18 protein-coding genes, 1 tRNA gene and 1 rRNA gene are annotated in these 24,862 nt (G+C 60.2%); 7 read left to right on the forward strand and 13 right to left on the reverse strand.

Annotated features, from left to right (window positions below; genetic code table 11):
- Positions 1 to 13: 13 nt before the first annotated feature.
- Entirely contained in the window at positions 14 to 2,086 is a 2,073-nt protein-coding gene (locus GPK89_RS10675; protein ID WP_215692996.1) for a heavy metal translocating P-type ATPase, read from the forward strand.
- 220 nt (positions 2,087 to 2,306) lie between these two features.
- Here GPK89_RS10675 and GPK89_RS10680 read toward each other — a convergent pair whose 3' ends face one another.
- The 4 genes from GPK89_RS10680 to glpK form a co-directional block, all read right to left on the reverse strand.
- Entirely contained in the window at positions 2,307 to 2,675 is a 369-nt protein-coding gene (locus GPK89_RS10680) for a DUF1667 domain-containing protein (protein ID WP_215692998.1), read from the reverse strand.
- Positions 2,676 to 2,677: 2 nt separating this feature from the next.
- Positions 2,678 to 3,931, reverse strand: a complete 1,254-nt coding sequence (locus tag GPK89_RS10685; protein WP_215693000.1) for an NAD(P)/FAD-dependent oxidoreductase — start codon at positions 3,929 to 3,931, stop codon at positions 2,678 to 2,680.
- A 16-nt stretch (positions 3,932 to 3,947) separates the two neighbouring features.
- The gene (locus tag GPK89_RS10690) at positions 3,948 to 5,384 is read right to left on the reverse strand and encodes an NAD(P)/FAD-dependent oxidoreductase (protein WP_215693001.1); all 1,437 of its coding nucleotides are present in this window, start codon (positions 5,382 to 5,384) and stop codon (positions 3,948 to 3,950) included.
- Positions 5,385 to 5,702: 318 nt separating this feature from the next.
- Positions 5,703 to 7,205 (reverse strand): glycerol kinase GlpK, encoded by a 1,503-nt coding sequence (gene glpK / locus GPK89_RS10695; protein WP_215693003.1) that lies wholly within the window; start codon positions 7,203 to 7,205, stop codon positions 5,703 to 5,705.
- Positions 7,206 to 7,610: 405 nt separating this feature from the next.
- Between glpK and GPK89_RS10700 the strand changes: the two genes are divergently transcribed.
- The 3 genes from GPK89_RS10700 (at position 7,611) to nagA (ending at position 11,175) form a co-directional block, all read left to right on the forward strand.
- Entirely contained in the window at positions 7,611 to 9,080 is a 1,470-nt protein-coding gene (locus GPK89_RS10700) for a PTS transporter subunit EIIC (RefSeq protein ID WP_215693006.1), read from the forward strand.
- A 219-nt stretch (positions 9,081 to 9,299) separates the two neighbouring features.
- Entirely contained in the window at positions 9,300 to 10,028 is a 729-nt protein-coding gene (nagB, locus tag GPK89_RS10705) for a glucosamine-6-phosphate deaminase (protein WP_215693008.1), read from the forward strand.
- A 19-nt stretch (positions 10,029 to 10,047) separates the two neighbouring features.
- Complete coding sequence (gene nagA / locus GPK89_RS10710; protein ID WP_215693010.1) at positions 10,048 to 11,175, forward strand: N-acetylglucosamine-6-phosphate deacetylase; 1,128 nt, start codon at positions 10,048 to 10,050, stop codon at positions 11,173 to 11,175.
- Positions 11,176 to 11,486: 311 nt separating this feature from the next.
- Here the strand turns inward: nagA and GPK89_RS10715 are convergent, their stop codons facing one another.
- Complete coding sequence (locus GPK89_RS10715; protein WP_215693012.1) at positions 11,487 to 12,821, reverse strand: alanine/glycine:cation symporter family protein; 1,335 nt, start codon at positions 12,819 to 12,821, stop codon at positions 11,487 to 11,489.
- A gap of 215 nt (positions 12,822 to 13,036) precedes the next feature.
- On the opposite strand from GPK89_RS10715, the gene GPK89_RS10720 reads away from it, so the two are divergent.
- Positions 13,037 to 14,272: a hypothetical protein gene (locus GPK89_RS10720; protein ID WP_215693014.1), complete on the forward strand. Its 1,236-nt coding sequence runs from the start codon at positions 13,037 to 13,039 to the stop codon at positions 14,270 to 14,272.
- A 2-nt stretch (positions 14,273 to 14,274) separates the two neighbouring features.
- Positions 14,275 to 15,504, forward strand: a complete 1,230-nt coding sequence (locus GPK89_RS10725; RefSeq protein WP_215693016.1) for a hypothetical protein — start codon at positions 14,275 to 14,277, stop codon at positions 15,502 to 15,504.
- Positions 15,505 to 15,672: 168 nt separating this feature from the next.
- Here GPK89_RS10725 and typA read toward each other — a convergent pair whose 3' ends face one another.
- Positions 15,673 to 17,502 (reverse strand): translational GTPase TypA, encoded by a 1,830-nt coding sequence (gene typA, locus GPK89_RS10730; RefSeq protein ID WP_215693019.1) that lies wholly within the window; start codon positions 17,500 to 17,502, stop codon positions 15,673 to 15,675.
- A gap of 191 nt (positions 17,503 to 17,693) precedes the next feature.
- Between typA and GPK89_RS10735 the strand changes: the two genes are divergently transcribed.
- Positions 17,694 to 19,349, forward strand: a complete 1,656-nt coding sequence (locus tag GPK89_RS10735) for a putative manganese-dependent inorganic diphosphatase (RefSeq protein ID WP_215693021.1) — start codon at positions 17,694 to 17,696, stop codon at positions 19,347 to 19,349.
- 596 nt (positions 19,350 to 19,945) lie between these two features.
- On the opposite strand, the gene GPK89_RS10740 is transcribed toward GPK89_RS10735, so the two are convergent.
- The 7 genes from GPK89_RS10740 to rrf form a co-directional block, all read right to left on the reverse strand.
- Positions 19,946 to 20,944 (reverse strand): acyltransferase family protein, encoded by a 999-nt coding sequence (locus tag GPK89_RS10740; protein ID WP_215693023.1) that lies wholly within the window; start codon positions 20,942 to 20,944, stop codon positions 19,946 to 19,948.
- Entirely contained in the window at positions 20,945 to 21,424 is a 480-nt protein-coding gene (locus GPK89_RS10745; protein ID WP_215693025.1) for a COG2426 family protein, read from the reverse strand.
- Positions 21,425 to 21,587: 163 nt separating this feature from the next.
- Positions 21,588 to 22,346 carry a ComF family protein gene (locus GPK89_RS16630; RefSeq protein WP_215693027.1) on the reverse strand — a complete coding sequence of 253 codons (759 nt, stop codon included), beginning with the start codon at positions 22,344 to 22,346 and terminating at the stop codon, positions 21,588 to 21,590.
- On the reverse strand, positions 22,333 to 22,635 hold the full coding sequence (locus GPK89_RS16290; RefSeq protein ID WP_252261632.1) for a GGDEF domain-containing protein: 303 nt from the start codon (positions 22,633 to 22,635) through the stop codon (positions 22,333 to 22,335). The genes GPK89_RS16630 and GPK89_RS16290 overlap by 14 nt, the downstream gene beginning before the upstream one ends.
- A gap of 261 nt (positions 22,636 to 22,896) precedes the next feature.
- Positions 22,897 to 23,883: a zinc ribbon domain-containing protein gene (locus GPK89_RS10760; RefSeq protein WP_215693029.1), complete on the reverse strand. Its 987-nt coding sequence runs from the start codon at positions 23,881 to 23,883 to the stop codon at positions 22,897 to 22,899.
- 656 nt (positions 23,884 to 24,539) lie between these two features.
- Positions 24,540 to 24,614: transfer RNA gene (locus GPK89_RS10765), tRNA-Glu, on the reverse strand.
- Between the two features lie 14 nt (positions 24,615 to 24,628).
- Positions 24,629 to 24,745: ribosomal RNA gene (rrf, locus tag GPK89_RS10770) — 5S ribosomal RNA — on the reverse strand.
- Between the last annotated feature and the right edge of the window lie 117 nt (positions 24,746 to 24,862).

Consider the following 24,862-nt stretch of genomic DNA (forward strand, 5'->3'; position numbering starts at 1 on the left):
GGGAGAGTAGCTTATGAAATGGAATATTCTGCACGAGAGCCGCGGGCGGATGCGCCTGCACCTCAACAAAAAGCGGATGTCTTTAGCCGAGGCAGACCAGCTGCAGGACTACCTGACTGCCCTGCCCGGCGTGCGCACTGCCGCCGTGTATGAGCGCACCTGTGACGTCGTGGTCGTCTACACCGCTGACCGCGCCGGGGTCGTCAAGGGGCTGGCCGCTTTCAAGTTCGATGTGGAGGCCCTGGCCGAAGTCCCAGCCAACAGCCCCCGCGCCGTCAACCGCGAATATCAGGAAAAGCTCGTCAATATGACGATCTTCCACTTTGCGCGCAATCTGTTCCTGCCTGCACCGCTGCGCATGGCCTACACACTGGTGCGCAGCGTGCCCTACGTTTTCCGCGGTCTGCGCTGCCTGTGGCGGCGCAAGCTGGAAGTCGAAGTGCTCGACGCGCTGTCCATCGGCGTTTCGATGCTGCGCGGCGACTTCTCGACCGCCGGGTCGGTCATGTTCCTGCTGCGCCTGGGCGAACTGCTGGAAGAATGGACCCGCAAGAAGTCCCTGGGCGACCTGGCCCGCTGTATGTCGCTGAATGTCGACCGCGTCTGGCAGCAGACCGCCGAGGGCGAAGTGCTGGTGCCGATTTCCCAGGTCCGCGCAGGCGACGCCATCGTCGTACACACCGGCAGTGTCATCCCGCTGGACGGCAAAGTGCTGGACGGCGAGGCCAGCGTCAACCAGGCATCGCTGACCGGCGAGGCCGAGCCTGTGCGCAAGTCGAACGGTGCCGTCGTCTACGCCGGCACCGTCGTCGAGGAAGGCCAGATCACCGTGACCGTGGAGCAGCAGGCCGGCAACGGCCGCTATGACCAGATCGTCAAGATGATTGAGAACTCCGAGAAGCTGAAGTCTGCCAGCGAGACCCGCGCTGCGGCCCTGGCGGACAAGCTGGTGCCGTACAGTCTGCTGGGCACCGCTGTGACCTACGCGCTGACCCGCAACGTGACCCGTGCGATCTCGATTCTGATGGTCGATTTCTCCTGCGCGCTCAAGCTGTCTATGCCGCTGGCCGTGCTGTCCGCCATGCGCGAGTGCGGCAGCTACCACATCACGGTCAAGGGCGGCAAATATCTTGAGGCCTTGGCCAACGCCGACACCATCGTGTTTGACAAGACCGGCACGCTGACCCACGCGACCCCCACCGTCGTGCAGGTAGTACCCTTCGGCACCCGCACTGAGGACGAAGTCCTGCAGATCGCGGCCTGCCTGGAAGAGCACTACCCCCACTCGATGGCGAACGCCGTCGTCCAGGCGGCCGCCGCGAAGGGCATCCGCCACGACGAGATGCACAGCGAGGTGCAATACGTCGTCGCCCACGGCATCGCCAGCCAGATTGGCGGCGAGAAGGCCGTCATCGGCAGCCAGCACTTTGTCTTTGAGGACGAGGGCTGCTGCATCCCGACGGCCGAGTGCAATAAATTCGACGCATTACCGCCAGAATATTCCCACCTGTATCTTGCCATCGGCGGTGTGCTGGCCGGTGTCATCTGCATTGCCGACCCCCTGCGCGAGGAAGCCGCCGAGGTGCTGCGCCAACTGCGCAGCTTAGGCATCCGCAAGGCCGTCATGATGACCGGCGACAACGACCGCACGGCGTCGGTGATTGCCAACCAGGTCGGCGTGGACCGCTACTACTCCGAGGTCTTGCCCGAGGACAAAGCCAACTTTGTGGAGGCCGAAAAAGCCGCCGGGCACACCGTTATCATGCTGGGCGACGGCATCAACGACTCCCCTGCCCTGTCCGCCGCTGACGTCGGCATTGCCATCAGCGACGGCGCGGCCATTGCCCGGGAAATTGCGGATATCACGATTGCCGCCGACAGCCTGCGCGAGCTGGTGATTTTGAAGAGCATCGCCAACGGCCTGCAAAAGCGCACGAAGGCGAACTACCGCTTTATCATGAGCTTCAACAGCACCCTGATTGTGCTGGGTGCCATGGGCATCCTGCCTCCCGCCACCTCCGCCCTGCTGCACAACGCCTCGACCCTCGGCGTCAGCTTAAAGAGCATGACGAATTTGCTGGGGTAAAATTTCCCAGCCTTCCTCCGAGGGGGAAGGTGGCCCCGCAGGGCTGGATGAGGGCCGGATGTGCCGGTGTTTCCCGGTAAAAGGGTTGCCGCTGCGTGGTTCTGCGGGCGAACAATGTTCGCCCCTACACGCTCTGCCCCGGTGCCCACCATCACAACCAAAAATTTTTCCCATAAAAACCACCCCGCCCGGGCCATCACGCCCGGGCGGGGTTTCTGTGTTATCCTCGTTTTTCCACATTCTTGGTTGCGATCACATCCACGCCGGTGTCGGCGGCATTGGGCAAAATCACCTGCCCGATCACCACCGGCGCAGCGACCTCCACCGCTTTCAACGCGCGGATGATATCGAAAATCTTGCCCTTCGGGATATCGCCGCGGGTCTTGCAGCTCACGGCAGCCAACACGCCGTCTGTCACGCGCACCGTCGTGGTCACGATGCGGGTGGGGGCCGTCACTTCCTTGCGGGCGTAGGCGTCGCCCCGCGGGCAGGTGTTGCCGCGCACCGACACCACCGCGCCACCGTCCAGTTCCACCGTCAGGGCGCAGCCCATCGGGCAGCCGATGCAGATCAATTCACGTTTTTCCATCGTCAGCCCTCCTCCAAAGTCACGGTCACGGCGTCGCCTGCGCCGCGCAGCAGGTCGGCTTTCAGCCGCACGGTCTCCATCTCACCGGGGGCCAGCACAGGCCGGCGACGGCTGAAAATGCAGGTATCGCCCAGGTAGACCGCGATTTTTTTGTTTTTGTACACGCCGCCCACCCGGAACCGCAGCGTCACGGTGTCACCCGCGCAGTCGGGGCGGATGGCCGTGGGCACGGTGTAGCGCACACCGTTTTCGCAGCGCACAGGCAGTGTACGCCCGGCTGCGTGTTCGCCTTTCAGAATGTACGCGGCGGCGTGTTCGCCCGCTGCCCCCGCTTCCTCGGAGACATAGTCCACCAGGTCATGTACGTGGAGCACGTTGCCCGCCGCAAACACGCCGGGGATGTTCGTCTCCAGGCTCTCGTTCACGCTGGGGCCGCCGGTGATGGGACTGAGCGCCACCCCCGCCGCGCGGCTCAGCTCATTCTCGGGCAGCAGCCCGCAGGAGAGCAGCAGCGTGTCACAGTCGTAGTGTTCCTCGGTGCCGGGGATGGGCTTGCCGTTTTCGACCTGCGCGATCGTGATGCCGGTCACGCGCTCTTTGCCCTGGATATCCACCACGGTATGGCTCAGTTTCAATGGGATGTCGAAATCATCGAGGCACTGTACAATATTGCGCTTCAACCCGCCGGAGTAGGGCATCAACTCGGCCACGCAGAGGACTTTTGCGCCCTCCAGCGTCATGCGCCGCGCCATGATAAGCCCGATATCGCCGCTGCCCAGAATCACGACCCGCCGCCCGGGGAGATACCCTTCCATGTTGACGAGCCGCTGCGCCGTGCCTGCGGTAAAGATGCCCGCCGGGCGGTAGCCCGGGATGTTCAGCGCACCGCGCGGGCGCTCACGGCAGCCCATGGCCAGAATCACGGCCTTGGGGTGCAGCTGGAACAGGCCGTCCGATTTGTTCATGGCTGTCACGGTCTTGTCCGCCGCCAGATCCAGCACCATGGTGTTGAGCTTATATTCGATGCCCAGCTCTTGCACCTGCGCGATGAACCGCGCGGCGTACTCAGGGCCGGTCAATTCTTCTTTGAATGTATGCAGCCCGAAACCGTTGTGGATGCACTGGTTCAGGATGCCGCCCAGCTCACTGTCGCGCTCCAGAATCAAAATGTCCTGCACGCCGTTTTTGCGTGCCGCCACGGCTGCCGCCAGCCCGGCAGGGCCGCCGCCGATGATGACCAAATCTACATTTTTCATTGCCGCAGCCCCCCTTTCAAAACGCATCTTTATTTGTGCCGACGATGATTTTGGAGTCGCCGCCGGATTTTGTGATTTCACTTTGGGCCACGCCCAGCTCCCGCGCCAATATCTCCATGACGCGGGGGCTGCAGAAGCCCGCCTGGCAGCGGCCCATGCCCGCGCGGGTGCGCCGTTTGACACCGTCCAGGCTGCGTGCGCCGGGCGTGCGGTGGATGGCGTCGATGATTTCGCCCTCGGTCACGCTCTCGCATCGGCAGATGATTTGGCCGTAGGCCGGGTTTTGTTTAATAAGTTCGGCCCGCGCGGCAAAATCCAGCGCCTTGGGATCCAGGATGCCCTTGCGTATCGGGTCAAAGGCCGGGTTTTCCTTTAGCTGCAAGCTGTCCCGCACGATGCCCGCCACCATCGCGCCGATGGCCGGGGCGCTGGACAGGCCCGGGGACTCGATGGCCGCGCAGTCCACAAAGCCGGGGGCGATCTCACCGATGAAAAAGTCATGCCGTGCCTCGTGGGCGCGCAGGCCCGCAAAGCTCGTGATGGTCTGGCGCAGCGGGATATCCTTGACCGCCAGCCCGGATTTTGTGCGCACCTCGTCCAGGCCCGCCGCCGTTGTGGCGGTAGCCTCCTTGTCGTCCACATCGATGGCCGTGGGGCCAACCAGCAGGTTGCCGTGGACCGTGGGCGTGACCAGCACGCCCTTGCCGTACTTGCCCGGCAGCTGGAACACCGTGTGTCGCACGTGTTGTCCGGCCGTGTGGTCCAACAGGAAGTAATCCCCGCGCCGCGCGGTAATTTTCATAGGGTGGGCAGCGTCGGCCAGGTTGTGCAGCGTGTCGGCGTAGACGCCCGCCGCATTGACGATGCAGCGCGCCTGGCAGCTGCCGCGGTCGGTATCGACCTGCCAACCGCCCCCGGGCAGTGGGTGCAGACCGGTGACTTTGGTGTCAAACCGGAACTGCACGCCGTTTTTGGCTGCGTTTTCGGCCAGGGCGTAGGTCAGGCCAAAGGGGCAGACGATGCCGCCGGTGGGTGCCCACAGGGCGGCGACGGCAGTGTCGGCAATGTTCGGTTCCATCGTGACCAACTCGTCGCGCTCGACGATGCGCAGCCCTTCCACGCCGTTGGCGACGCCGTTCTCGTAGAGTTTTTGCAGCGCGGGGCGGTCGTCCTCACTCAGGCAGACGACAAGACTGCCGCACTGGTCGTAGGCAAAGTCCAGCTCCTTGGCAAGGGCAGGCATACGGCGGCTGCCCTCGACGTTGAGCTGCGCCATCAGGCTGCCGTTTGCGGCGTCGTACCCGGCGTGAACGATGGCACTGTTGGCCTTGGACGTGCCGCAGCAGACGTCCTCCTCTTTCTCCAGCACCAGAATATCCGCGTTATAGCGCGAAAGTTCCCGTGCGCAGGCACACCCGGACACGCCCGCGCCAATGATGATGATATCGTGCATATATTGTACCTCGTGTTGTTTGTTTGCAGAGCATGTAGGGGCGACCATTGGTCGCCCGCAGAGAGTGTGCGGTGCTGGAAGCCCTCCGGGTCGATGCGAGCATCGCCCCCTACAGCGTAGGGGCGGATTCCATATCCGCCCGGGGGCCTTGCCACTGCCGCAGGTCAGGCCTTTCCGCAAGCGTAATTTTGCCTTTTGGCAGAGGGCCGGACATGTCCGGCCCCTACCGGGAGGCACGTTTTTAAAAGACCTCTTCCGTAAGTTCTCCCCTCATCCGGCCCTGCGGGGCCGCCTTCCCCCTAAGGGGAAGGCTTTGGGTCAATCCTCCTTCGCCCAGCCGTAGCTGCAGCGCACGGCCTTATTCCAGCCCTGGATGCGCCTGGTGCGCTCGGCTTCGGTCAGGGCGGGCACAAATTCGCGATCCACCGACCAGTTTTTCAGTACGTCGTCTGTGGACTGCCAGTACCCCACCGCCAGCCCGGCCAGATAGGCCGCGCCCAGCGCCGTGGTCTCCACGCAGCAGGGCCGCTTGACCGGCCGGGCGCTGATGTCCGCCATCGTCTGCATCAAATAATTGTTAGCGCACGCGCCGCCGTCCACCTTCAGCGCTGTCAGCGGAATGCCGGCATCCGCCTGCATCGCGGTCAGCACGTCGTTGATCTGGTAGCACAGGCTGTCCAGTGTCGCGCGGATGATGTGGTTTTTGTTCACGCCGCGCGTCAGCCCCACGATGGCCCCGCGGGCGTACTGGTCCCAGTGGGGTGCGCCCAGGCCGGTGAACGCGGGCACAACGTAACAGCCGTTCGTGTCCTTGACCTTCTGGGCCATGTACTCGCTGTCGCGGGCGTCCTCCAGCAGATGCAACTCGTCCCGCAGCCACTGGATGGCCGCGCCGGCCACAAAAATAGAACCTTCCAGCGCGTAATTTACCTTGCCGTCCAGTCCCCACGCCACCGTCGTGACCAGTCCGTTGTGGGAGAATACCGGCTTTTCCCCGGTGTTCATCAGCAGAAAGCCGCCGGTGCCGAAGGTGCTTTTCGCCTCGCCCTTGGTAAAGCAGGTCTGGCCGAACAGTGCGGCCTGCTGGTCACCCGCCGCGCCCGCAATTTTGATCTCGCCGCCAAAGTGCATCGGGTCGGCGTACTCGTAAAATTCGCTGTTGGGCACAGGCTTCGGCAGCATACAGCGCGGTATATCGAGGATTTGCAGAATCTCGTCGTCCCAGTCCAGCGTGTGGATGTTGAACAGCATCGTCCGGCTGGCGTTGGAGTAGTCGGTCACGTGGATCTTGCCGCAGGTCAGCTTCCAGATCAGCCAGGTCTCCACCGTGCCGAACAGCAAATCGCCCCGCTCGGCCCGCGCGCGCACGCCGGGGACGTTATCGAGTATCCACTTTAACTTTGTGGCCGAGAAGTAGGCATCAATGACAAGGCCGGTCTTTTCGCGGAACTTTTCGGTCAGGCCGCGGGCTTTCAGCTCGTCGCAGTATTCGCTGGTGCGGCGGCACTGCCAGACAATGGCGTGGCAGACCGGCTCGCCGGTGTCACGATCCCAGACGATGGTCGTCTCGCGCTGGTTCGTGATGCCGATGGCAGCGATATCCTCCGCCGACGCGCCGATCTGGTTCATGGCCGAGAGCGCCACGCCGAGCTGGGTGGTCCAGATTTCGTTGGCGTCATGCTCGACCCAGCCCGGTTTTGGGAAGTACTGGGTAAATTCCTTTTGTGCCACACTGCACATTTCGCCCCGGGCGTTAAAGAGGATGCAGCGGTTCGACGTCGTACCGGCGTCCAGCGCCATAATGTACTTTTGGTTAGCCATCGCAATTCTCCTTTATCCTTTATAATAATGGAAAACCGATATTTGCCTTTATTATACAGGATGTTCATCTTTTATGCGCGTGGCAAATGTACCAAAGATTTGTGCAGATTTTTGGTATTGCGACACCAAAAGTGAAGAATTTCCCCTCTGAACGCCTATGCTATGAAAATCACTTTCTTAATAATCATTGATTTTTTAACATTTTTGGGCAAAAATCAATGGTCTGTTTGAATTATGCACAAAAAGTCCGTCGAAAATTCAGCTTTTCGCTGATTCTGCGAAAAACGCTTTCTTTTTTGTGAAGAATATGTTAAGATGAGATTAACAAAGTGCGCTGTTCGCAGAACCAGGCGGCCCCGCACCGAGTTGGGAGAAACCCACTCAAAAATTTGGAGGAATGCTTTTATGATGAAGTATCTGCAGAAGCTCGGCAAAGCTCTTATGCTTCCCGTTGCTGCACTGCCCGTCTGTGGTATCCTGATGGGCATCGGTTACGCTTTCGCTCCCGCTGTTATGGGTGCTGAGGGCGCAACTTCCGGTTTCGCTTACACGCTCGGTTTCCTGCTGATCAAGGCCGGCGGCGCCCTGATCGACAACATGGCATGGCTGTTCGCCATCGGCGCTGCCGTGGGTCTGTCTGACGACCACGACGGCACTGCCGGTCTGGCCGGTCTGGTCAGCTTCCTGATGATGCAGCAGCTGCTCAGCCCCGGCGTTGTCGGCGCTGTCCGCACGCTGGAGGAAGGCACCGTCGATTACATTGCTTTCAGCAAGATCGCCGGCAACTCCTTCATCGGCATCCTGGCCGCCATCATCGGTGCTGCCTGCTACAACAAGTTCAAGAACACCCAGCTGCCTGACTGGCTGGCATTCTTCAGCGGCAAGCGCAGCGTTGCTATCGTGACCGCCGTTGTTTCCATCGTGGTTTCCGTTGTTCTGCTGTTCGTCTGGCCCATCATCTTCGGCGCTCTGGTTGCCCTCGGCAACGGCATTGCCAAGATGAGCGGCATCGGCGCCGGCATCTACGCTTTCCTGAACCGTCTGCTGATCCCCACCGGCCTGCATCACGCTCTGAACAACGTGTTCTGGTTCGACACCATCGGTCTGGGCGACCTGAGCCACTACTGGGCCGGTGACACCTCCGCCGATGTGGGCTGGAGCCTCGGTATGTACATGTCCGGCTTCTTCCCCTGCATGATGTTCGGCATTGCCGGTGCTGCTCTGGCCATGGTCCAGACTGCCAAGAACAAGAAGGCTGCTATCGGCCTGGTTGTTTCCGCTGCTATCTGCGCCTTCGTCTGCGGCGTTACCGAGCCGTTCGAGTTCGGCTTCATGTTCCTCTGCTTCCCCCTGTATGTTGTCTATGCTGCTCTGTACGGCATCTTCACCATCATCACCTACTACACCGGCTTCCGCGCAGGCTTCTGCTTCTCCGCCGGTGCTACCGACCTGATCTTCTCCGCCAGCCTGCCCGCACATGCTAACACCTGGATGATCATCCCTCTGGGCATCGCCGCTTTCGTTGTCTTCTACCTGGTCTTCAAGTTCGCTATCGTCAAGTTCGACCTGAAGACTCCCGGCCGTGAGGACGAGGATGCCGAGGCTGCTGAGGCCAACATCACCCTCGCCAACAACGACTTCACCGCCATCGCCTCCGGCGTTCTGGCTGCTGTCGGCGGCAAGGACAATGTTGCCAACGTTGACTACTGCGCCACTCGTCTGCGCTTTGAGGTCAAGGACAGCACGGGTGTCAACGAGAAGGCCGTCAAGGCTGCTGGTGCTGCTGGTGTCATCCGTCCCAGCAAGACCGCTTGCCAGGTCGTTATCGGACCCAAGGTTCAGTTCGTGTATGACGAGCTGAAGAAGATGCTGTAAAAATCAGCACTGCCAGGTAAAGGTCTGGTTCCCTTTATCAAATCCGCCGCGGGCGGGCGTCAAGCCCACCCGCGGCTTTTATTTTTACCATAGCAAAAACTGCTGCGGAATTTTGGGATAAAAAGCAATTTCTGCTTATAGTATCCCACCCGCAGCGTGGTATAATGAAGATAGGAGAACCGGGGCAACGCGCCCCGAAAAAACAGGAGGTATTGTCTTATGAAGATCATCCGTGCAAAAGATTACTACGATATGTCCCGCAAGGCCGCCAACATCATTTCGGCCCAGGTCATCATGAAGCCCAACTGCGTGCTGGGCCTGGCTACCGGCGGCACCCCCGTGGGCACCTACAAGCAGCTGGTCGAGTGGTACAACAAGGGCGATATCGACTTCTCCGAGGTCACGACCGTCAATCTGGACGAGTACCGCGGCCTGCCGAAGGAGCACCCCGAGAGCTATTGGAGCTTCATGCACCGCAACCTGTTTGACCATGTGAACATCCGCCCCGAGGCCATCAACCTGCCCGATGGCACGAACCTCGACGCTGCGGCCGAGTGTGCCCGCTATGACGCCATCATCCACAGTGTCGGCGGCGTTGACCTGCAGCTGCTGGGCATCGGCAACGACGGCCACATCGGCTTCAACGAGCCGAACGAGGCCTTCGAGCTGGGCACCCACTGCGTTGACCTGAAAGAGGAGACCATTGAGGCCAACAAGCGCTTCTTCGACGGCAACGCCGACCTGGTCCCCAAGCAGGCCTACACCATGGGCATCAAGACCATCATGCAGGCCCGCAAGGTCCTGATGGTCGCCAACGGCAAGGGCAAGGCCGACATCGTCAAGAAGGCGTTCTTCGGCCCTGTCACGCCGGAGGTCCCCGCCAGCATCCTGCAGATGCACCCCGACTTCATCCTGGTCGGTGACGAGGAAGCCCTGAGCGAGATCTGATCAGCGGAGGAATACTGCTATGATCATCAAAAATGCAAAAGTGTACAGCGACGGCTGCCGCTTTGTGGAAAAAGACCTCATCATCCGTAACGGCCGTATCGTGTTTGGCGCGGCGGCCCAGGAGGGCGAGGAAATCATCGACGCAGGCGGTGCCTACGCGCTGCCGGGTCTTGTGGATATCCACTTTCACGGCGCGGTCGGCCATGATTTCTGCGACGCTGACGAGGCAGGCCTGCAGGCCATCGCCGACTTTGAGGCCAGCAAGGGCGTTCTCGCTATCTGCCCCGCCACGATGACTTTCAGCGAGGAGATCCTGAGCGGCATCATGGATGTGGCCGCCGCCCACAAGAACGACCACGGTGCAGATTTGGTGGGCATCAACATGGAAGGCCCCTACATCAGCCCGAAGAAGGTCGGTGCCCAGAACCCGAAGTACGTCATGGGCGCGGACGCTGCGATGTTCCGCCGTTTGCAGGCGCGCAGCGGCGGGCTGATCAAGCTGGTGGACGTAGCCCCCGAGGAGCCGGGCAACCTGGATTTCATCAAGGAATGCCGCGACGAGGTGCGTATTTCCATCGCCCACACCTGCACGAGTTACGACACGGCCAAGGCCGCGTTTGCCGCCGGTGCCACCCACATGACCCACCTGTACAACGCGATGCCGGGCATCACCCACCGTGAGCCGGGCCCCATCATTGCCGCGCTGGAAGAAGGTGCCGAGGTCGAGCTGATCACCGACAACGTACACATCCACCCGGCCATGGTGCGGTTTACCTTTAACACGTTTGGCGACGACCATGTGATCCTGATTGCCGACAGCATGATGGCCTGCGGCCTGCCCGACGGCCAGTACAGCCTGGGCGGCCAGGCTGTCACGGTGCGCGGTCCCCGCGCGACCCTGACCGAGCAGCCCGGCACGATTGCGGGCAGTGCGACCTGCCTGTTCGACTGCATGAAGCGTGCGGTGCTGGAGATGGGCGTCCCCCTCGAGAGTGCCGTCCGCGCCGCTACCCTGAACCCGGCCCGCAGCATCGGCATCGATGCCGATTACGGCAGCCTGGATGCCGGGCGGATCGGCAATGTTGTCCTCGTTGACGATAAGCTGGATATCCTGAAGGTGATTCGCCACGGCGAGGTGCTCTGCTAAAGTGTAAACGGCAGTCTCCCGGGAGATATTTTTCGACGGAGCGTACCCACGCCCCTAGGAATCCCAAAGAGGAAGCCGGGTGTTCCCCCGCGCACTTTAGGGAAAAACTAAAGTATGTAGAGTTGTAGGGCGGCCAGCCCTCTGGCCGCCGCACTGTGCCCTTACTGCAACTCACCACTTTAGTTGTAGGGGGGCGGCGTCCTCGACGCCCCGGGCCGTTTGCCTTTACCACCCCTTCCATCATACAAAAAATCCTGCCGACAATTTCATCGGCAGGATTTTTTGCTTTATTCCTATCTATCCATCCGTTCTTACTTCCGGTCGATCGCCACGACCACACCCGACAGCGCCAATAGCGCCAGCAGGTTGGGCACAGCCATCAGGCCGTTGAACAGGTCGGCCAGCGCCCACACCAAATCCACTTTCAGCGTGGAACCAACCAAAATAAACACGACCACGATAAGGCTGTACACCGGCAGCATCTTCTCACCGAACAGCGTTTTAAAGTTCGACTGGCCGAAGAAATACCAGCCGATGATCGTCGAAAACGCGAAGAAGAACATACACACCGCAATGAAAATCGGCCCAAACCCGCCGAACGCCTGGCTGAACGCAGCCTGGGTCAACGCCGTGCCGGTCAGTCCCTCAGGGATCAGCCCCGACGTGATGAGCACCAGGCCGGTCAGCGTCAGCACAACGAACGTGTCGACAAACACACCCAGAATTGCCACTGCGCCCTGATCCTGCGGCTGCTTGACCTTTGCCAGCGCGTGGGCATGCGGCGTCGAGCCAAGGCCCGCCTCGTTGGAGAACAGGCCGCGGGCCACGCCAAAACGCATGGCCTGCTGCACGGTCACACCGGCCAGGCCGCCTGCCATCGCCTGCGGCTGGAATGCCAGCACAAACACCTGCTTCAAAGCGTTGGGCAGGACCTTCGCGTTCATGACCAGGATAACGATGCAGCCCACAATGTAAAACGCCGCCATGACAGGTACGATTTTTTCCGTTACAGCGGCAATTCTCTGCACGCCGCCCAGGAAGATGAACGCCGCAATGGCCGCCACAACGACGCCCACCACCAGCCGGTTCACGCCAAAGGCGTTGTGGAATGCGTCGCCGATGGAGTTGGACTGGACCATGTTGCCCATGAAGCCCAACGCCAGAATGATAAGTACCGAGAACACGGTCGCCAGAATCTTGCCGAGCTTGCCCTTGAATGCCGCCCGGATGTAGTACGCCGGGCCGCCGGTCACATGGCCGTTCACGGTCGTCTTGTAGTGCTGCGCCAGCACGGCCTCGGCATAGATGGTCGCCATGCCGAAGAACGCCGACATCCAGGTCCAGAACAGTGCACCCGGGCCGCCGCTGACCAGCGCCGTGGCGCAGCCGGTGATGTTGCCGGTGCCCACCTGCGCCGCAATGGCCGTCGTCAGCGCCTGAAAACTGCTCATGCCCTCGGCGTCCGCCTTTTTGCCGCGCAGCGTGAACCCGCCGAACACGCGGCGGAAGCCCTCGCCAAAGCGGCGCACCTGCACGCCCCGCAGCCGAATCGTAAAGAAAATGCCTGTGCCTACGAGCAAAAACAGCAGAAACGAGTTCCAGACAATGTCGCTGAACTGCTCAACAAACGTGGTAAATGCCGTCATATTGACCCCCTATTTCTTTCACATCCCAATACCCCGCCGCAATGCGGGTGCCTTATTACTATACTATGATTTTTGTGTAAAGTCAAGTGTATTTATTCGGCGCACAGTTTAACAAAAAAATTTGTAAATACTGCCAAAATCGCCCTTCTGTGTAACAAGTAGGACACAACCCCATGGTATACTACCCGCAAATCAAACCAGAAAGGGGAATCACCATGAAAAAACTTGCTCTTGTATTTGCGGCTGCGCTGGCCCTGACCGCCTGCACCGCTGCGCCGACCGAGACAGCAATCGTCCCTGCTGCCGCCGACCCGCCCGCCGAGGCAGCGGCAACCGAGGAAAATGCGGACGCGGAGCAGTTTCCGGTGGGGGAGCTGCGGCTGACTGCCTTTGATAACACGGATGGCACGGCCTTGTACGGCGGTTTCAGCAGCGGGAACAACACAGTGTGGACGGTTCTGCGGCTGGACTACGCCACCGGCGTGCAGAGTAAGCTATGCGACCTTACCTTCACGGATGGCCTCAATATGAACTGCATGATCACTATGGGCGAAAACGAGGTCGCGTTCTGTTCGGACGAGGATGACACGCAGCACCGCTACATAATTGTCCGCCCGGACGGCACAACGGACGACCACATCATCAACCGGGCATTCACCCCCACCGTCTATGACGAGTATGCCGCCTACGAAGTCAACGGCACTAGCTGCGCCCGGCTGGACTTGAATACCGGCGAAGTAACGGACTTTACCGCACCGCTTTTGCAGCTGGCCGCGGTGGAGGGCGTGGTGGACAATCGGCTGCTTGTCACCCGCATTGTGTCAGATACGCCCCTTCCTGCCGAGGGCGAGGACGAGGAAATGCGCGAAGCTATCCTGCAAAATTCCCTGCGGGAGTACGATCTGTACGACTTGGCAACAAACACGGTTGAAAAATTATTTGATGAACCGTACTATCCCGAGGATGGGTCATCATCCTGGAAAACTTACGAAGGCTGCCGGGGCGGCACGTTGTATTTTGTGCATACGCTTTGGGACAGAACCACCCCAGACAACACCGACAACACACTGTTAGCCTACGACCTGGCCAGCGGTACCTGGCAGGAGCTATGCACGCTGACCGACAAGCAAGGCAGCTGGTGCCCGGGGTTTTCCAAAAACGGACAGTTGGAATATGTGCTGCTTTGGCAGTCGGCGGACACCCTGACGCTGTACAACCTGGCCGATGGCACGACCCACGATGTACCGTACCAAGTACCTGCGGGTGGACAATACGGAAGCGGCAAAAACTACGGCTGGCCGTTAGACCTGACGGGCGACGGCCGCATTCTAGTGACCGACGGCTACGCCCAGCAGGGCGGTTATGCGACGGATGGATACGCGCTGGTTGATGTTGATGATTACCTTGCAGGCAGCACCGACTACCAACCCGTGCAGATGTGGGAGGAATAGTCATGAAAAAACTTGCTCTTGTATTTGCGGCTGCGCTGACCCTGACCGCCTGCACCGCTGCGCCAACCGAGACAACAACCATCCCTGCCGCCGACCCGCCCGCCGAGGCAGCGGCAACCGAGGAAAATGCGGACGCGGAGCAGTTCCCGGTGGGGGAGCTGCGGCTGTGTGATGACCGGCGGTGTGACACGGACACTGCCTATTACACGCTGTATGGCCACGTAGACACGACTGAGCTTACGGGGCTAAGGCTGGACTATGCCGACGGCGTGCAGACCAAGGTAACGTCGCTTGCTATTGCCGATTCCCTGTACTCCGATTTGCTTGTCACAAACGATAATGTAGTTCGCGTGTTTTTGGCGAATGCGGACGGATCAGAGTTTTGCTTTAAGAGTTTTTACCCGGATGGCCGCAGTGAAGAATGGACTGCCAGCCAGGAAATTACGCCAATGGTTTATGACGAGTACGCGGCCTATGTCCTGCGCGACAACTGTATCGCCCGGCTGGACTGGCAAACCGGAGAAGTTACGACGTGGGACACATCGATTCCGCAGATAGATGAGATACTCGGTGCGGTTGGGAACAAGATATTGTTGACCCGCATCGTCTCTGATATGCCGCTGCCTACGGATCCGGAAATGTATGAGGCTGTGATACAGAACTCCCAGCGAGAATTTGATTTATACGATATAGCAACAAATACGCTGGAAAAGCTATTTGCCGAGCCGCGCTATCCGGAGGACGGCGGCAGCTGGAAAATTTACCGGGGCTGCCGCGGAGATATACTGTATTTTGCGCAGCGAAAATCGGATGGCGACGGCTGCAAAGAGGCTTTGCTGGGGTACGACCTCACGACGGGCACCATGCAGGAGCTGTACGCGGAGGCGTCCAGCGATTGGGTGGGCGGCACCGGCAGCCCGAAGAGCTTTAGCCGCGGCGGGCAGTTGGAATTGGTGTTCCTGCAAAGCACGCCGGACGCGCTGCATATCTATAACATCGCCGACGGCCAGATGTACAACGTACCCTGCCACGACCCGACGCTGAACGCCGCCTATGGTATCGAGGAAAACTACGGCCGCCCCATCGCCGTGACCGGGGATGGCCGTGTGCTTGTGATTGACGGTTACGCCCAACGCGGCGGCTACACGGTGGATGCCTATGGACTGATCGACCTGGATGATTATCTGGCAGGCAGCACCGACTACCAACCCGTGCAGATGTGGGCACAGTAGGGGCGGCATATATGCCGCCCGAGGACTTCCCATAAACGACCGTTTTCCGTACACGCGCGGGCGGCACATGTGCCGCCCCTACAATGCGGCAATGTTTTAGCGCAGAATCGTAAATAAAAAAGCAAGAGCCGCTCCACTCGGGGGCGGCTCTTGCTGTATCGTGCAAAATTACTTATTCTTCTTGCTGGCGGCCTTCATGCGCAGGTCGTGATCCAGAATGCGCTTGCGGATGCGCAGGTTCTCGGGGGTAACTTCCAGCAGCTCGTCGGGGGCCAGGAATTCCAGGCAGCCCTCCAGGCTGAACTTGGAGACCGGTACCAGGCGCAGGGCGTCGTCGCTGCCGGAGGCGCGGGTGTTGGTCAGGTGCTTCGTCTTGCAGACGTTGACCGTGATATCCTCGCCGGTCGGGGTGTAGCCGACGACCTCGCCCGCGTAGACCTTCTCGCCGGCGTTGACGATCAGGGTGCCGCGCTGCTGGGCGTTGAACAGGCCGTAGGTGACGGCGTCGCCGGTCTCAAAGCTGATGAGGGAGCCGGTGGAGCGGGTCTGGATATCGCCGCACCATTCCTCGTAACCGTCGAAGATCGTGTTCATGATGCCCTCACCGTGGGTGTCGGTCAGGAACTGGCTGCGATAGCCGAACAGGCCGCGGCTGGGCATACGGAACTCGATGCGGGAACGGCTGTTCATCATCTGCATATTCATCAGGATGGCCTTGCGGGCACCCAGAGCGGTCATGACGTTGCCCTGATAGACCTCGGGCACGTCGATGACAACGCGCTCCATAGGCTCCATGACCTTGCCGTTCTCCTCGTGAGTCAGAACGTGCGGGGGGCTGACCTGCAGCTCATAGCCTTCGCGGCGCATCGTCTCGATCAGGATGGACAGATGCATCTCGCCGCGGCCCATGACGCGGAAGGAATCGTTGGTGGCGGAATCCTCGACCTTCAGGGCGACATCCTTCAGCAGCTCGCGCATCAGGCGGTCACGGATCTGGCGGGAGGTGACGTACTTGCCCTCCTTGCCGGCGAACGGGGAATCGTTGACCGAGAAGGTCATCTCGACCGTGGGGTCGTTGATCTTGACGAAGGGCAGGGGCTGCACCTTGCTGGGGTCGCAGATGGTGTTGCCGATGGAGATATCGGGCAGACCTGCGAAGGCGACGATATCGCCCGCCTGGGCGCTCTCGATCGGCTCACGGCCATTGGCCTTGAAGTCGAACAGCTTGGTGATGCGGCCGCTCATATGCACGTCGGGGTTGTGCCAGTCGCAGACCTGGATGGGGCTGCCGACCTTGATAACGCCGTTCTGCACGCGGCCAACGCCCATGCGGCCGACGAAATCGTTGTAGTCAACGCTGGAAACCAGCATCTGCAGCGGCTCGTCAGGCTCACCCTCCGGCGGCTGCACATATTTCAGGATGGTGTCAAACAGGGGCTTGAGGTCCGTGCCGGAGGAAGGATCGGTCCAGTCATAGCTGGCCGTGCCGTTACGGCCGGAGCAGAAGACCATCGGGCTGTCCAGCTGCTCGTCGGTAGCACCCAGGTCCATCAGCAGCTCCAGAATCTCGTCGATGACTTCCGCAATGCGGGCGTCGGGGCGGTCGATCTTGTTGACCGCGATGACGAGAGACAGGTTTTGCTGCAAAGCCTTCTGCAGAACAAAGCGGGTCTGGGGCATGCAGCCCTCGGCTGCATCGACCAGCAGCAGAACGCCGTTGACCATCTTCAAAACGCGCTCGACCTCGCCGCCGAAGTCCGCGTGGCCCGGGGTGTCGACGATGTTGATCTTAACGCCGTTGTACTCGCAGGAGCAGTTCTTGGCAAGGATCGTGATGCCGCGCTCGCGTTCGATATCGCCGGAGTCCATGACGCGCTCGGCGACCTGCTGGTTCGCACGGAAAGCACCGGACTGCTTCAGCATCTGGTCGACCAGCGTCGTTTTGCCGTGGTCAACGTGCGCAATGATTGCAACGTTGCGGAGATTTTCCTGAATCATATACGTTCCCTCTCAAATTAAAAATGCCGATATACTGATATTTGCAGGGGTATAACCCCAATATCCACATACTATTTTATAATACGCTATTATGTTCAATTTGTCAAGAATCGCAAAACGCAAAAAAGTGTGCTATAATACAGAATATTATAGTTATATTTTACACTAATCATGCAATGAGGGGAACCACTATGGCAAATACGATGCGCCACATCAATATCATTGGTCACCAGAACCCGGACACGGACTCCATCTGCTCCGCGCTGGCCTATGCGTGGCTGAAAAACCGCGGCAGCCTGACCGGCCTGTATGAGGCCCGCCGCGCCGGGCACGTCAATCGCGAGACGAAATTTGTTTTGCAGCATTTCGGCGTCGAGCCGCCGCGCCTGTGTACCGATGTCAGCCCGCAAATTAAAGATATCGACATCCGCAAGCAGGCCGGCATTGACGGCGAAATGAGCCTGCGCGCCGCCTGGAACCTGATGCGCGATGTGGAAATCGACACGCTCTGCATCGTCGATGACGAGAACGAGCTGCAAGGCCTTATCACCATCAAGGACATTGCCGACGCAAACATGGATCTGTTTGACACGGCCGTGCTGGCCGCCGCCAACACCCGCTGCACAAATGTGTTGGAGACATTGGAAGCGGAGCTCATCGTCGGCAACGCCGACGCCCACATTGACAGCGGCGTCATCTGCATCGGCACCAGCCCGGAAATCATGGAAGAACTGGTCAAGCCCGGCGACATCGTGCTTGTCTCCAACCGGTACGAGACGCAGATGTGCGCCATCGACTGCGGCGCACAGGCCATCATCGTCTGCTGCGGCTCGGCGGTGCCCCGCACCATCGTGGCCCGCGCCCAGGAGAAGGGCTGCGCCGTGCTGGCGACCCCCTACGACACCTACGCCGCCGCGCGGCTCATCTCCACCGCCGCGCCGGTGCGCCACTTTATGCGCACGAAAGAGCTGCTGAAATTCAGCGTCAATACGCCGATCGAGGACGCGAAAAAGGTCATGGCCAGCGTGCGCCACCGCTACTTCCCGATTCTGGACGAGAACGGCAAGTACTGCGGCGTCGTCAGCCGCCGTAACCTCTTGAACCTGCACCGCAAGCAGCTGATTTTGGTTGACCACAACGAGCGCACCCAGGCCGTGGACGGTCTGGAACAAGCGGATATTTTGGAGATCATTGACCATCACCGCATCGGCAGCCTGGAAACGACCGGGCCGGTCTATTTCCGCAATGTGCCGGTGGGCTGCACGGCAACGATTTTGTACCAGATGTACGGCGAGCAGGGCCTGACGCCCAGCCGCGAGATCGCGGGCCTGCTGCTGTCGGCCATTCTGTCCGACACACTGGTGTTCCGCTCGCCTACGTCCACCCCGCAGGACGAGGCCACCGCCAAGGCGCTGGCCGAGATTGCGGGCGAGGATATCCAGATCTACGCCGAGCAGATGTTTGAAGCGGGCGCGGACCTGACCGGCCGCACAGCCGAGGATGTGTTCAGCTCGGACTTCAAGGCGTTCAGCCGCGGCGACGTCAAGTTCGGCGTCGGCCAGTCCACCTACATGACCGACAAATCCCGCGCCGCCGCTGAGGCGCTGGTGGAGCCGTATCTGCCCGAGGCCAGCCGCCGCGAGGGTCTGCCGCTGATTTTCTATATGTTCACTGACATGAAGACCCAGAGTACGGATTTGATGTTCTACGGCCACAACGCCGAGGAGATCATCCGGGATGCGTTCCATGTTGAGCCGGAAGGCGATATTGCCAAGCTGCCCGGCGTCGTCAGCCGCAAAAAACAGCTGATTCCCCCGCTGCTGGCCGCGCTGCAGGCGCGGCAGTAAACGGCAGCCTCCCGGGAGGTCTTACTTTCTTTTGTGACCAAAAGAAAGTAACAAAGAAAAGTCTCGCTGTTGCGACGAGGTGCGGGGTTGCGAACACGGGGCCACAGTTGAGCGGAGCGAAACTGGGGTAGTGAGCAATGCTTGCCCCTGCGGGGCAAGCAACCGCAAGAGCGGGTTTGCGTAGCAAACTGGCGGCGCTCGTTGTGCGCCGCCAAGCGGGACCCGCGCCTCGGGGGCTGCACGCCCCCGAGACCCCCAAAGCGGAAGTCGGAAGCTTCGGCGGCTAAACGGACGCAGTATTACTGTCCGTTCTTAACGCCGCCGAACCTTCCTCCACTTTAAATTCGGGTGTTCCCCCGAACCCCCGTTACCGGAAACAGCAGTCCGTAGGGGCCGGGCATGCCCGGCCCGCAACTTATCGAAAAATCCCTTTCACGGCCAATCCGTAGGGGAGGGATTCATCCCTCCCGGGCACTTTTCCATCGCCGCAAACGGCCACGGCGGCCAGAGGACTGGCCGCCCTACAACCCCACTTAAAACCCCGCCCCACACACAAAAAAGGACGCACAACCGTTAAGGTCATGCGCCCTTTATTTTTATGCCAGCTTTTTTATGGCCTTGCTGATTGGCCCGCTCACCGCCATCAGCACTGCCGCCAGCGCAAAACTGACGACCAGATACACCGGGAACATCCCGGTCAGCGGCAGATCGAACCGCGCCGCGACCCGCAAGAACACCAGCGTCAGCAGCACGTGATGCACAAGGTACACGCCATAGCACCAGCCCGCCAGCCGCCGCAGGGCAGGGCAAAACCGCCGGGGCAGCCGCTGCCCGGCAGCATAGACCGCCCAGAACAGCACCGCCGCCAGCACCAGCAGCACGGCCAGGCGCGGGACCGCATCTACCCACAAAAGCGGGCAGACCGCCAGTCCGATGCAAATGCGATAGGACGGCTGCACGTTGTTTTTTAACGAGCTGCCAAACCACACGCCCAGCGCAAACGCAGGTAAACGGCCCATCACTGTGTGTCCGGCCTCCCACGGCGCAGGGCAGACCAGCGGCCAGACAACCGCCAGTACCGCCATCAAGACGCCCAGCGCCCTGCGGCGCAGCGGTGTTTCCATGCACCACAAAAGCAGCGGGAACACGAGATACAAAATCAGGATAACGCCCAAAAACCACTCGCCAATTTTGTAGAAAGTGACGGTCACAGGGGCTAAATATCCGTCCAGTCCCAGCACCGAAAATACAACGCGCCAGCGCGGGATATCGGCGTTGTTGCCGTGCAGGATCTCACCGTAGACAAACAGCGCCGCAAACCCCAGCCAGAATGCCGGGTAGGTGGCCGCCGCACGTCCCACAAAGTAGCGCCGGGCGTCAAACCGTCCCTGCCATTGCAGGCAGAGTGCCGCACCCGACAGCAGAAAAAACCACGCCAGCCCGATTTCTACCCAGTCAGCCATACCGCGCCCGATGAGCGCCGTCGGCACGGCAAAGCCCAGCCGCGCGGCCTCGATGCAATAGTGGTAGCACAGCACCGGTAGCAGCGCCGCCAGCCGCACCACATCCAGCCCGGGGCGATAGTTGCGGGGCATTTACGCCACGACCGCGCCGAAGGCGGAGACACCCAGCACGCTCAGCGCACCCATGATGCAGCCCGCCAGCAGCACGCCGCCCATGCAGGCGCGGACACTGGACTTGAAATCCATATCCAGCAGGCTGGCGGCCAGCGTGCCGGTCCAGGCACCGGTGCCCGGCAGCGGGATACCAACGAACAGCAGCAGCGCCCAGGGCAGGCCGCGGCCAGCCTTGGCCTTCAGCTTCTCGCCGCCCTTGTGGCCTTTTTCCAGGCAGAAGGTAAAGAATTTGCCGATGACCGGCTTACCCGCACCCCATTCCAGCACCTTGCGGGCAAAGAAGAAAATGATGGGCACCGGGATCATATTGCCGATGATGGCTATGATGTACACCTGCCACAGCGGCAGGCCCATGGCCACGCCCACCGGGATTGCGCCACGCAGCTCGATCAGGGGGACCATCGAAATAAAGAACACACTCAGGTATTTTGTCAGCATTTGAAAACCTCGCTTAAACGTTCAAAACCATAGTACAGACAAATTTAATTATACAAAATATTTATGTACTTGGCAAGAGGGCACACCCATAAAATTTGCCCAAAAATCCGGCGGGCACAAAAAATCCCACCCCCGCGCCGCGCGGAGGTGGGCGCATACAGTCTCATTTCGTTTTCTTCCGCTTTTCTTTCGGCAGCTCCTCCGCCACAGCCACGGCGGCCACCGTCACATCCGTGGCCCCGGCTTGCAGCAGGGCCAGCGCACAGGCCGACGCCGTCGCCCCGGTGGTGATGATATCATCCACCAGCAGCACGCGCTTGCCGGTCAAATCCGCACCCGGGTGGCAGACAAACGCGCCCCGAGCATTTTGCAGGCGCTCGTCCCGGGTCAGCTCCTTCTGCGGGCGGGTCCCGGGGCGGACTGAAAGCGGCGTTTCCACCGGGATCCTCAACACCTGCCCCAAGCGCTGCGCCAGCAGCAGCGGCAGGCCAGGCACACCGGGCAGCGGCTGGCGGGGCGGCACCGGTACAATGCAGTTGTACAGCGGCAGCATGGCGACGCCCAGATATTGCGGCAGCCCGCCCACCCGCCTGGCAGGCAGCGCACCGAACACCAACACCGCCATGCGGTCGGCCAGCTCCCGGGCACGCCAGGGGCTGCCGCCGCGCTTGCAGCGCAAAATCGCACTGCGCACCGTGTCGGCATAATAGTAGGCTGCGGCAGCCTGGCTCAGGGCATAAAAGCTGTGCTCCCCTTCCGGCAAGCGTGGTGGGATGTGCTGCAGCCGCATTTCTTCGGGCACGCAGGCCGGGCAGACGGTGCCCTGCAAGGCATCCGCGCCCAGCAGCGCCCCGCAAAAGGGGCACCGCCGTGGGAACAGCGCATCCGCCAGCCGGGGCAACCACTTTTTAATAGAATCCACAGCCGTGCCTGCCATTCTGTTTGACCTGGTACAACGCCTGATCGGCATCCTTGAAGATGCTCTGGCCGGGGTTCTCGCGGTCGGTAAAGATGGTCGCCGCGCGCCCCTGGTTGCTGCGGATCAGTTCTGTCAGGCTCTCAATGCCCTCCGTCACTTTGTTGGTGACGTCGTTGCGCATATTCTGATACTGGCTGTTGCAGACCAGCTGCTGGGCTTTGCGCATCTGCTCGGCGTCCGACATGGCAAGGTCGCTGTCATGCAGCGAGACCGCGATATCAAAGACACTCACACGTTGTATTCTGATTTTTTTCAACGGCAGTCCGGCTTTCCATCTGAAATTTCGACGGAACTTCAGGTTATTTTGTATATTGTGTATACCAGTATACCGAAAATCCCGCCGCATTGCAACCAAATTGCTTTGGGCATATCTTCCAAAATTGTACAGTGATTTTCAGCAGATTGCTCGCCGCCGCGCAGCAAAAAAGCGCAGGGGCCTTTGGGGAAAGGTTCCTGCGCAAGGTAGTTTATGTAGGGGGCGCCGGCTGTGCTTTTAGACAGTCTGCGCGGTGCGGCCTGCCATCAGCGCACGCATCTTGTCGCGATACTGGAAGAGGAACACGGCAAAGCAGATGCAGACCACCGCATTGCACAGGCTGCTCAGCACCGAGGGAACGCTGCCGAAGCCCAGCATGCCGATCACGGCACCGATGCCGTTGAGGAAGCTGACGACCGCTACGTAGGTTGAGATTTTGTCCGAGGGCTGCGCGGTCTGGGCGGTTTTCGCCATCACGCCAAGGGTGCTCAGGGTCTTGCTGTTCATCAGGATGCCCAGGCCCATGACGACCAGCAGAAGCAACATAATGATGATGCCGCCGCCAATCGCGGAATCATCGTATTTTGCCGCGGTTGCGGTGATCATGATGGCCAAAATTTCCGCCACGACCAGGCCCAGAATGCTCACGGCCAGACTGATGATGGTGCTGATCTTGACGAGGGTAAAGCCGGTGTTTTTCGTCACTGTGCTGATCTTGCCAGCCTCCGCAAGGTAGATGAGCCAGAGGCCCACGGCGATCAGGATAGCCGGGCACTGCCCCACCAAGGTCGCGCCCAGGGACGCCCCGGTGAACAGCGAGCCGATGCCGTCCAGCAGGCCGGATGCCTCCCGTGAGCTGTACCCGCCCAGGCCCAGGATCATCGAAAGATAGGTGCCCACCGTCCCCAGCAGGCCGCTTGTGCCCGCCATGGACGCGATGATGTTGAACAGCACCATGCCGCTCTGGGCAGCCGTCGCCGCCAAAAACAGCGGCGAGGTTGCCATCTGCTTTACGGTGTTCAGCACCGGGTTGGCAGGTGCGTAGTAGTGCTGCTGGGTGGGTTGCTGGGCGAACCGGGGCGCGGATTGTGTAGGCTGCGATGCAGACCAGACCGGCGGCTGGGGTGCAGGTTGGGTAGCCGCATTCGCCAAGGGCGTGCCGCACTGTGTGCAGAACGCCATAGAATCATTGAGCATCTTACCGCATTTAGGACATTGTTTCATCGTTATTTCCTCCGCTTCTGTGTTTTTTACTGTGGCTTTATTCTAGCACGCTGTCTGACATCAATGGGGCAATCATGGATAAAACGTCATTGAAGCGGGATGAATGACCGATTTCTAGGCTCGTAGGGGACGGGTTCATCACTCCCGGCCCGCTCGCCCCTATTGCAGCTTCGCTCATTGCCCCCCTGTAGGGGCCGGGCATGCCCGGCCCTCCACTGTATCTCTATCGCCCCCTTCCCTTTCACACCGTAGGGGCGGATTCCATATCCGCCCGCGTACCTTCGCCTTTACGCCCTACTACCCCCCGCGTTGCTTTACTCTACTCCCTCTACGTTCGTGCTCGTGCGGGAATCTCCCCCGCCCTAAAAACAGCCCGCAGGGCTGTTTTTGCCCCGCGGTACACGGACGCGGGGCCCGGGCTTTTCGATTCCTGCACGGGTCACCATTTACGCCCGACACCTATTGAAAAGCAAATACAAAGAAAAAAGCACTACCTCAAATGAAGTAGTGCTTTTTGGTGACCCATGCGTCCATCTCCCACGGACTAAAAAACAATCCGCAGGATTGTTTTTTGCCGCCTGCGGGCGGCCGTCCTGTTCGATTCCTCGCACGGAAGCACCAAAAAAACTCCCCAGCCTAAGCTGGGGAGCATTTTTTGGTGACCCGTGCGGGAATCGAACCCACGTTAACGGCGTGAGAGGCCGCTGTCTTAACCGCTTGACCAACGGGCCATAATAAAAAGAGAAGCCGGCATCTACCTATTTTCACAGGCCGTTTCCAGCCAACTATCTTCGGCACAAGTGAGCTTAACTTCTGTGTTCGGAATGGGAACAGGTGGAACCTCACCGTCATTGACACCGGCCAACGCGTGACCTTCGTCATGCTTCTCTTTTTGTTGAGGATGTACCCTCAAAACTGAATATCGAACTGCTTTCTTAGCAAATAGAGTATCTGATCAAGATGGGGTCAAGCCCTCGAC

Source organism: Gemmiger formicilis, from assembly GCF_018784445.1.
GTDB lineage: Bacteria > Bacillota > Clostridia > Oscillospirales > Ruminococcaceae > Gemmiger.